Source organism: Bacillus cereus group sp. BfR-BA-01355 (assembly GCF_022663675.1).
GTDB classification, from domain to species: Bacteria; Bacillota; Bacilli; order Bacillales; family Bacillaceae_G; genus Bacillus_A; species Bacillus_A thuringiensis_S.
In genome coordinates, this window is the sequence record NZ_JAKUFY010000420.1 from 1 (window position 1) to 246 (window position 246).

Consider the following 246-nt stretch of genomic DNA (forward strand, 5'->3'; position numbering starts at 1 on the left):
TTGTAATGCGGATTACAGGAGATTGCCCAGTTGTGTCACCAGAAATCAATACTTTTTTACTAGATGAACATTTGAAAAGCGGTGCAGATTATACACAAGCAGAGTTAAGTACGTTACCTGTTGGAACAGCAGGCGATATTTTTACATTAGAGGCAATCGAACGATTGCTACAAACCCAAAAAACTTTAACCTATGCAGAATACCTTCCGTTGTATTTTGTAAATAATCCCCATTTATTCCAAGTCA

1 pseudogene is annotated in these 246 nt (G+C 37.0%); it reads left to right on the forward strand.

The annotated features are described in order from the left end of the window. Positions 1-246 (forward strand): annotated as a pseudogene (locus MR167_RS32310) (cytidylyltransferase domain-containing protein); the annotation flags it as partial.